We start from the raw sequence: 9142 nt of genomic DNA, 5'->3' as shown, positions 1-9142 counted from the left end.
TCTACTGTCTACTATGATGGGAGCATATCAATATATTCTCGGCCGGTTATTTTTGTTCTTCAGATTTAAGCCCTGCATCGCATGATTCCGTCTTTTTTGAAAACAGTGGGGGTATTTTCTGAAATTTCCATTGACGCGTATTAAGTTTTCAAGGTATATTAATCATTGTTTTAAACGCTGTTTAAATGTATGTAGAGTTGAGGAGAGTTATATGACGAAGGAGAAGATTTTGGACGCCACATTGCAATTGATTAAGTCTGAAGGGATTGATAGTGTCACCATTCGGAAAATTGCTAGTGAAGCGGGCACTAATGTAGCGCTGATTAATTATTATTTCGGGTCGAAAGAAAAGCTTATTCATGAAGCAATGAAGATGATTCTGGAAACATTCCGCTCAGCGTTTGACATATTTGATGTTGTGGAGCATCCGCCAATCGAACGGTTGAAACAATTCATTTTGACGTACGCTTCATTTCTTCAAGACTATCCTGATTTGCTTAAGCGAATTCTTGGCCATGATCCATTGTTTGAATCGGTGGCCGAATATGTACATTTTATGAAGCAACAAGGGTTCGAAAAATTAAGAGCAGTCATGACAGAAGTGACAGGTATAACAGATCCAAAGACTTTATTGTTGATGACACAGCATATGTTTGCTGCCATTATGTCACCGTTCACCAAAGTTAATCCTGCTGCTAAATGTCAGCCGAACGATCGCATTCAATCGTCTCTACTCGATATCCCTTTATCGATTGAGGAGAGCATCGACTTGTTTTTCGAGCATTATTTTCACAAATATTCAGTCAAAATTTAGAAAGCAGAGGTATCACAATGACATCAAATGCTGCAACAAAACCCCTTACGCAGGAAGGCGACACATTCTCCCTAAAAGCTATTCTGCCACCTCTGCTTGCGATTATCGTTGGTATGATTATGGTTATTCTGGATAGTACAGTTGTTAATAATGCAATTCCCAAATTAGTGGAATATTTCAATACAGATCTAAAGACGATTCAATGGGCAATAACGGGGTACACATTAGCACTATCCGCAGTCATTCCACTTGCCGGGTGGATGACAGATAAATTTGGCGCAAAGCGAATTTTCCTTATAACGATTGTGATGTTCACTTTAGGGTCACTTCTATGCGGCTTAGCACAATCACCCGAGCAACTGATTTTATTCCGTATTATTCAAGGTCTAGGCGGCGGTATGGTTGCCCCGATCGGGATGGCCATGGTATTCAAATTAGCTCCGCCTGAACGTCGCGGCTCTATTATGGGTGTTCTCGGGATTCCGATGTTGATGGCACCAGCTTTTGGTCCTGTAATTTCCGGTTATCTTGTCGATTATGTGAGCTGGCACTGGATCTTCATTATCAATTTGCCAATTGGCATCTTGGCCTTTATTCTGGGTAAGAAATATTTACCGAAGACTGAGCCTCAGAAGTCAACACATCTTGATATTCTCGGGATGTGTCTTGCGCCGATCGCGTTCGCTATGCTTGCTTATGGTGTGAGCGAAGGGGGAACAGATTGGTCTTCAACCGGTGCGATTACAGGCTTAACCATCGGTGGTATCGCATTAATCTTGTTCATTATAGTGGAGCTTAGACAGAAGTATCCATTGCTCGAACTGAAGGTGTTTAAATCATCTGATTTCACACGTGGTATTATTCTTACTTGGATCGTACAGATGGCATTGTTCGGAGCTACACTGATGATTCCTTTGTATTTACAGAATATTAAAGGTTATACCGCACTTCATACCGGTTGGATCGTGATGCCGCAAGCGTTGTGCGCGGGTCTGATGATGCCGATTAGTGGTCGGTTGTTTGATAAAATTGGAGCTCGTCCATTAGCATTCTGTGGGTTGAGTGTTATAGCCGCTGCGATGTTTATACTCTCGACGGTAAATGTGGATACACCGATTTGGATGGTTATTGTCGCGGTGTGTGTGATGGGGTTAGGTATGGGGTCAACCATGATGCCACTCAATACACATGTATTAAACTCAGCTCCACGTGATTTGGTTAGCCGTGTGACGCCGTTGACCTCAGCAGCTCAACAGGTTGTCGTGTCGTTTGCAGTAACAGGTCTTACAGCTTATCTGACATCTCATATTAATACTCACATGGCGACAATCGGAAAAACAGGCGATCCACAAACGGCCTTAGTAGCTGGATTTGGAGATACATTTTTCCTGACCGCTTGTATCGTAAGTGTTGGTATCGTTATGTCGCTAATTCTTCGCAAGCCGAAGATGCAGCAAATTGAAAAAATCAGTGAAGAGGTAGATCCAGCGATGATGATGGGTCACTAATCTTATAAAGACCCCCAAGAAGGTCACTTTGTCTAAAGTGTCTTTCTTGGGGGTTTTTCTTTACAGTGACTTTCTATTTCCTCCAAATATCTAATTGCTTTTGGATTTCCTTATTTACTTTATCAATACCTGCTTCATACAGCTCATGGTTGAATTTCGGGAGAATGGTATCGACATCGACACTGCCTGTCATAAGACTTGGATAATATTTGCGCCAGACAATCTCAATGTTGTCAATTTGTTCATCGACCTCTGACAGATCGGGAGTAAAGCCCAGTACTTCGGACTCCACAACCTGGGAGTTGTAGATGCGGAATTGTTCCCACTTGTTTAATGGGTCAGGGTAGCTTCCACCTAATGTATTTAAGATAAACCAGTTTCCCTGAGTGTATTGTATGCCAGTGTAGCCGCCGTTCGCCTTAGGAAGCGGATTTCCTTGACTGTCTTTTGTCGAAATTAGGATAACCTGATCATTCTGATCCAGCGTATAATGAACGCCTTCAATGCCGTATTGAAATAAGTTACGCAGTTCAGGATCGGTATTCAATAGGTTTAGAAATTTGATGCTCTCCACAGGATGCTTCGTATTTGCATTCACAACCATCATCCCTCCGCGCACGGCTTCCGTAGTTGCCACCTCGGGTGTTACTGGATTGGTTACAATTTTATACCCCAGATCGTCACTCCAGACGCTCTCAGAGAGTGGACCGCCACTACCAGATTCCCAAAATACCTTAAGACCACGTTTCAAACTTCCTGGTTCTCTTAAGGCGGCATCTTGATTAATGAACCCTAATTGGTAATAACGTCTTAGCGTATCTAATATATGTTTGGCTTCACGGGTTTCGAAGATATTGACAACGGGAGCTGTAGGATCCAGAGATTGGATCATTAATGGGAGTCTGTTGTCCCCTATATATTCGTAGCCGTACATAGCAAAAAAATTGTGTGAGTCTCGATCAAGCTCCATGGGTAAATAATCGGGTTCATTTTTTTGTATCATGCGAAGCAAAGGTTCCAGCGATTCCAGTGTGTTATATTGGTTAACTTCGACGTGATATTTTTTGACCAAAGAATCAGGATACATCCAATGCTCACGCACAGCCAATTCTTTGTTAGTGGGGACACCATAGATAAACCCGTCATCCATCTTGGCCCCTTTCCAAAAGATGGGGTCAATCGCAAGGTACATTTCTTTGGCTAGATTCGTGAAATAGTCATCTAATTTAAGCCATACTCCACGATTTGCGTATTTGGCATAATCAGGAGCAAACGCAATATCAAAAGGGCTGTCAGAGGAGATCATTGTATTCATGCGATCATCATATTCCTGCCAACCAATTTTATTGTAAGTTATGGTAATTCCAATTTTCTTCATTAATATCTCGTTAATTTTGTTGTTGACAAGGGCAAGATCCTTATCAGGATCACCGATGGTATAATAAATCAGATTTACAGTGGGTTCTGCATTAAAGTTCGCAGCGTTCAAATTCTGCTTGGTGCAGCCAGTTAACAATGTAATGAACAGCAGAATAATGCCACAGATGAAGCAGCTATATCTATTCATGACACGGCCCCCTAAATCACTTTGCAATATAGATCCAGCCTTAACTTTTCATCCGTAAACTTGAGGGTGAGGTACCAAAATGATTTTGAAATTGTGTATAAAAATAGTTCAGGTTGTTATAACCAACAGAAAGGGCAATCCAGTGTATTTTCTCATTAGTCGTTTGGATGAGCTCCTGTGCACGATGCATGCGATAGCTCATTAAATACTCTGAGAACTTCATACTTGTTTCTTTAATGAAGATTTGTCCCAGATAGGTGCTGTTCATTTGAAACCGGTCTGCGACGGATTTTAATGAAATATTATGAGCAAATTCTGTTTTAATCATAATTAATATACGATTGACCAGCTTTGAGAAGGCATCGTAATGCATTCCCAGAACTGGATCAATACTCATAGAGTCAACATTCACATCTTTAATCGTGCCATGTAAATCTTCGATTATTATTTTTTCAATGACCTCCTGCAGCTTGATTCGATCCACAGGCTTTAATAGGTAATCCTTTACTCCGCAACGAATGGCTTGTTGGGCATATTGAAAGTCACTATAGCCGCTTATAATAATATATTTGGTTGGAAGGTTCACTGCATTTAGCTTGTGGATAGCATCATACCCTAGATTTTTGCCAATACACACATCGATAATTGCGATATCAGGAACTAGATCTACAGCTTTAAATACGGCATCTTCAGTGGAATCGCTGGTTTCTATTTGTTTAAATCCGTAATGCTCCCAATCCAGAATACGTTTCATACCTTCCAAAATCTGAGGTTCATCATCCACAATCAAAAGTTTGTACAAATCTAATCACCTCTCTTAGAAATCTGTACAGAGATTTTGACACCAGCTTCATCGTTGTTCTCAATACTAATCGAGAAATCGTCTTGATAGAAAAAATTAAGCCGGGCATAGACATTATATAATCCAATGCTTTTGGTGGCATGGTCATGATTACTCGAGAGGATTCGTCTGATGGCAGTTAACCGTTCTTCATCAATTCGTACGCCATTGTCAATGAAATCCAGTCTATAGAAGTCTTCATCTTCCCAACCAGACACGATAAATAAATTAAATTCCTTATTTATATCAAACCCATGGACAAAGAAGTTTTCTGCCAAGGGCTGCATCCAGAACTTCACAGTAGAAAGAGCAAGAATAGTATCTTCAACATCAATTTGGTAAAAAAAGTGCTCAGGATATTTAAACTCCATAATTTGCAGGTATTTTCGTAACAGCTCTAGTTCACTGCCTATTGAAATAATATTTTCTTTCTTAACAATTTCTCGATACAACGCTCCCAAGGTTGCAATCGCATCTGCGGTAGGCTCATTCTGATGAACCAATGCAGTAGATCGAATAACCTCCAAGGTATTATAAAGAAAATGTGGGTTGATTTGATGTTGAAGCGCTTTCATTTCTGCTTCCTGCTGTTTTAACTTAAGTAAGTATTCATTTCGAATATATTTGTCTAATTGGTGTATCATATCGTCGACTTCTCGAGCAATCATACCATATTCATTCATACGATAACGTGCAGGCTTATTTGGGGTGAAGTCAGCAGTTTTCGCACGTTTGATTGACTGTATAATACGGTGCAGAAATCGCGAATCATCACGAAGGTTGTAGACTACGAGCAGGAGTACACAGATCATAGCGGTAAAGACGATCATAAATATATTGAGCAACACCGTGCTATGCTGACTTATTAGTGCAGCCAAGTCTACTGTACTAATAAATCGATAATTGTATTTGGTAGATGTAAAGGTAACATAGAAAATGGGAATATATCCTTTATATACGATAAAGCCATGATTATTATTATTCGCAACCGCTTGTTGGGTGATTTCTTCCGTCATGGATTTATTATTACCAATATTGAATATCTCCCCGGTAGAGGGGTTGATTATAGCCGCATTACCGAGTTGATAATTATTTACGATACTGAATATTCGCTTGCTACTGATCTGGAAGTGGATTTCCCCTGGTTCTGTAGCACTTTGATTTAGTTTTTTGCGAGAGACGAAGCCCTTTTGTATACTTTCATCAAAGATTTCGTCAGAATTTGGAACGCCAAACTGGAAGCTAGGAATACCAAAACTATTAAAATAGATAACATTTCCGTAGTCCTTGGTATGAACGCTGATTTGAGTAATATCTCCCTGGGCCCAGCTGTAAAGATATGTTTTAGTATCCTCAGGAAAAGAGAGCAGTGATTGTGATGAATAAGGACTATTCTTCAATCTTTTAGTCAGATACCCTTCTACGGAAGGGCTCATAAAATAACGGACGTCTTTCATCAGATCCTGATTGGAATACAATCTTTGCATGTAAGCTTCAATCCGGTCGGCATCATTCTGAAAGTTGTTCTCAATACGGGAAAAGGCATTCGCAGCTTCAATCCGTGCGTTTCCGATCCATTGATTAATAAGAATAGCGCTAGTCATAGTGCCCAGTGTTAACCCGATGGTTACAATGAAGATCAGGTATGCCCAAAATTTATTACGATATATTTTAATGTGAAAAAAAGAACTCCTCCAAAACCTCATTTGTAATGCCCCCTAAGGTCAGACACATAATATAGAGGAATAAGTCTCTCGTTGCTGTGGTTGAGAGAGCATATAATTCACTGTAAATATATATGAAGCGTAACTTTAGTTCAAATAAATTTTAAAGTATGAAAGGAAAATACATGGTATATCAGCGCTGATATACCATGTGAGTTCGATAAGCTTTACTTAAAGTAATTGTTGATTTGTTCTTGAGCAACTTGCATGATTTTGTCCATTCCTGCATTTTTCAGCTCAGACAGCAATTTAGGGATTACCTTCTCAGGATCAGAAGCGCCTGTAAGCAGTTCATATCTATATTTATCATATACAGCTTGGCAGTTAGCAACCTCAGTCTGCAACTCACCAATATCAAGTGCGAAGCCCAATACGCTAGAGGATGCCGCTTGTTCGTTCAGTTTTTTTACTTGTTCCCACTGATCTAGAGGAGCTCCCTTCGTAACCGCAAGATTGAAGAAGGTACCTTGGGAGTACGCTGCCAAAGGCCATGTATCACTGATCCGCTCAATGGATTTCTCTCCGTCAATGTTCTTATAGTCGACGCCTAATTCACCAAATGCAAGCATGTTTCTTAATTTAGGATCTGTATTCACTAATTGCAAATATTTCATAGCTTCCACTTTGTATTTGGAATTTGCCGAGATTACATTCATCGAGCCTTGAATTGTACTAGTTGTATACAAAGGCCCAAAAATTTGAGTCATGACGTATTTGTCTATCCCTGCGGTGATTTGCCAGCCAGCTTCTGCGCCAGGGAAGGCTTGTGCGGAGAAGAATGCTCTGTATTTGTCGCCTTCAGTTTTAGTTGGTGCATCCGGGTTAACAATACCATCTTTATACCACTGATGTAGCAGCTTTAAGTTAGTCATAACTTCCGGTTGTTCAAACACGGACACGACTTTCCTGGAAGCATCCTCAACGTTTACTCCAATAGGATTGAAACCTAAAGTCATATCATCATAATTGTTTAAAATGCCCGGGAAGCCTTCGCCTTGGATCAACTGCAACGGGTAGAAGCTTTTGCCTTCACCAGCTTTCATATCATGAAAAGGTTTGTCTAAATCTTGCATCGTTTTAATGTTTTGGTAATCAATATTATATTTTTGTACAAGCTTGTCATCGAATACCCAATATTGAGTTAATGAAGAATCCTTATACGTCGGTACAGCAAAATATTTTCCGCCAATTTTCACACCATCCCATACTTTGGTAGGGATAGACTTGTAAAGTTCAGGGGCCTCACTTTGTACCAGATCCGTAATGTCCGCGAACGCTCCCATAGCGACCTGCTTACTGTACTTTGTGTTGTTGGTAAACATCATATCAAAGGGTTCACCCGTATTCACAATGGTGTTGATTTTTGTATCCCATTCTCCCCAGCTAGCCACTTTGATGTCCACTTTGACACCGATTTTCTCAGCGGTGTATTCGTTCATTTGCTCAACGGCTTTACTAAAATTCTCAGGAACCTGTCCGCCGATCAGCCACCATACCAATGTAGGAATTTCCTTGGTGGTTGGTGCATCAGTAGCAGTTGTGCCACTCTCGTTTTCATTGGTTGCTGTGGACGCCGCTGGCTTTGAGCTGCCACATGCAGCAAGCAGGGACAGCATTAATGCGAGAATACACAATGTTGAGGCGAACTTTAGGGTGTTCTTCACTTTAACTCCTCCTAGTGTTGAATGATGAATAGTACCGTAGTAAAAGTACGGTTATATATCATAAACCAAGCTTGGCTTGGCTTATTTCGGGACTAGCCTTTGACTGCGCCAATGGTAAGGCCGGTAATGAAGTATCTCTGGAAGAAGGGATACGCGCAGGCAACAGGCAACACGATGAGAATAGCAACAGCCATACGGGCAGATTCTTTAGGCATTGTTGCGACCAGCTCAGCAAAGCTGATACCCATGCTTATTGAGTTTCGGGCGAGCGCATCGGCATTGGACATTAAGCTGTTAAGTAACGCTTGTAGCGAATAGAGATTCTGATTATCGATATACAGCATCGATTGAAACCAGTCGTTCCAGTAACCGAAGCAGAGGAACAGTCCAATCGTAGCTAGTACAGGCAAGGAGATCGGGAGAATGATTGAGAAGAAGGTGCGAAACTGACTAGCCCCGTCAATTTCAGCAGATTCGATTAAGCCATCAGGGATCGTGCTCATGAAAAAGGTTTTACAAATAATAACGTTAAAGGAGGATACTGCGAGCGGCAGGATGAGTGCCCAAACGCTGTTTTTGAGTCCCAAGAAATTTGTGTTGATAAAGTAACTGGAGACAAGCCCCCCGTTAAATACCATCGGGATGAATACAACCCAGGTGAGAAAGTTCTTGAGCTTGTAAGCCGGGCGTGAAATGACATATCCCATTGTTGTGGTGAGCAGCACGCCAAGTGCAGTACCTACGACAGTTACAAGTAGGGATACACCTAGCGCCCGCAGAATCATCGTTCCTTGCTTGGCGATATAAGAGTAAGCATCTCCGGATAGAGCGGTTGGAAAAATGCTGTATCCTGTTTCACGAATATAGGATTCATCGGTAAGCGAAATGGATAACACGACGATCACAGGCACGACACAGGCAATGGCCAGCAGAATAAAAATTAGGGTGAACAAAGCATTGATGCCGTTACTTGTGCGGTTGAATTTCTCCAAGCCAGATTGATAGGTGGGTGTCTTTGCCATAG

7 protein-coding genes are annotated in these 9142 nt (G+C 41.1%); 2 read left to right on the top strand and 5 right to left on the bottom strand.

What is annotated here, in order from left to right; all coding sequences use genetic code 11:
• The first annotated feature begins 211 nt into the window (after positions 1 to 211).
• Both CA598_RS23695 and CA598_RS23690 read left to right on the top strand, forming a co-directional pair.
• The gene (locus tag CA598_RS23695; RefSeq protein WP_094870421.1) at positions 212 to 814 is read left to right on the top strand and encodes a TetR/AcrR family transcriptional regulator; all 603 of its coding nucleotides are present in this window, start codon (positions 212 to 214) and stop codon (positions 812 to 814) included.
• A gap of 17 nt (positions 815 to 831) precedes the next feature.
• Positions 832 to 2322: an MDR family MFS transporter gene (locus tag CA598_RS23690; protein WP_094870420.1), complete on the top strand. Its 1491-nt coding sequence runs from the start codon at positions 832 to 834 to the stop codon at positions 2320 to 2322.
• Positions 2323 to 2395: 73 nt separating this feature from the next.
• On the opposite strand, the gene CA598_RS23685 is transcribed toward CA598_RS23690, so the two are convergent.
• The 5 genes from CA598_RS23685 to CA598_RS23665 all read right to left on the bottom strand — a co-directional run bounded on the left by CA598_RS23685 (position 2396) and on the right by CA598_RS23665 (position 9140).
• The gene (locus CA598_RS23685) at positions 2396 to 3889 is read right to left on the bottom strand and encodes an ABC transporter substrate-binding protein (RefSeq protein WP_094878107.1); all 1494 of its coding nucleotides are present in this window, start codon (positions 3887 to 3889) and stop codon (positions 2396 to 2398) included.
• A gap of 40 nt (positions 3890 to 3929) precedes the next feature.
• Positions 3930 to 4691 carry a response regulator transcription factor gene (locus CA598_RS23680; protein WP_094878106.1) on the bottom strand — a complete coding sequence of 254 codons (762 nt, stop codon included), beginning with the start codon at positions 4689 to 4691 and terminating at the stop codon, positions 3930 to 3932.
• Between the two features lie 2 nt (positions 4692 to 4693).
• Complete coding sequence (locus CA598_RS23675) at positions 4694 to 6436, bottom strand: sensor histidine kinase (protein ID WP_256990618.1); 1743 nt, start codon at positions 6434 to 6436, stop codon at positions 4694 to 4696.
• Positions 6437 to 6621: 185 nt separating this feature from the next.
• Positions 6622 to 8118 (bottom strand): ABC transporter substrate-binding protein, encoded by a 1497-nt coding sequence (locus CA598_RS23670; RefSeq protein WP_094878105.1) that lies wholly within the window; start codon positions 8116 to 8118, stop codon positions 6622 to 6624.
• Between the two features lie 92 nt (positions 8119 to 8210).
• Positions 8211 to 9140 carry a carbohydrate ABC transporter permease gene (locus CA598_RS23665; RefSeq protein ID WP_094878104.1) on the bottom strand — a complete coding sequence of 310 codons (930 nt, stop codon included), beginning with the start codon at positions 9138 to 9140 and terminating at the stop codon, positions 8211 to 8213.
• Positions 9141 to 9142: the final 2 nt, after the last annotated feature.

This window comes from Paenibacillus sp. VTT E-133291 (assembly GCF_002264395.1).
Lineage (GTDB): Bacteria > Bacillota > Bacilli > Paenibacillales > Paenibacillaceae > Paenibacillus_AQ > Paenibacillus_AQ nitricinens.
Note: the sequence above shows the minus strand (reverse complement) of the source record. Positions and strands in the feature narration are given on the sequence as shown.

Coding starts and splice junctions, on each gene's coding strand:
- CA598_RS23695 (WP_094870421.1), top strand. CDS start 212: ATGACGAAGGAGAAGATTTTGGACGCCACATTGCAATTGATTAAGTCT.
- CA598_RS23690 (WP_094870420.1), top strand. CDS start 832: ATGACATCAAATGCTGCAACAAAACCCCTTACGCAGGAAGGCGACACA.
- CA598_RS23685 (WP_094878107.1), bottom strand. CDS start 3,889: ATGAATAGATATAGCTGCTTCATCTGTGGCATTATTCTGCTGTTCATT.
- CA598_RS23675 (WP_256990618.1), bottom strand. CDS start 6,436: ATGAGGTTTTGGAGGAGTTCTTTTTTTCACATTAAAATATATCGTAAT.
- CA598_RS23665 (WP_094878104.1), bottom strand. CDS start 9,140: ATGGCAAAGACACCCACCTATCAATCTGGCTTGGAGAAATTCAACCGC.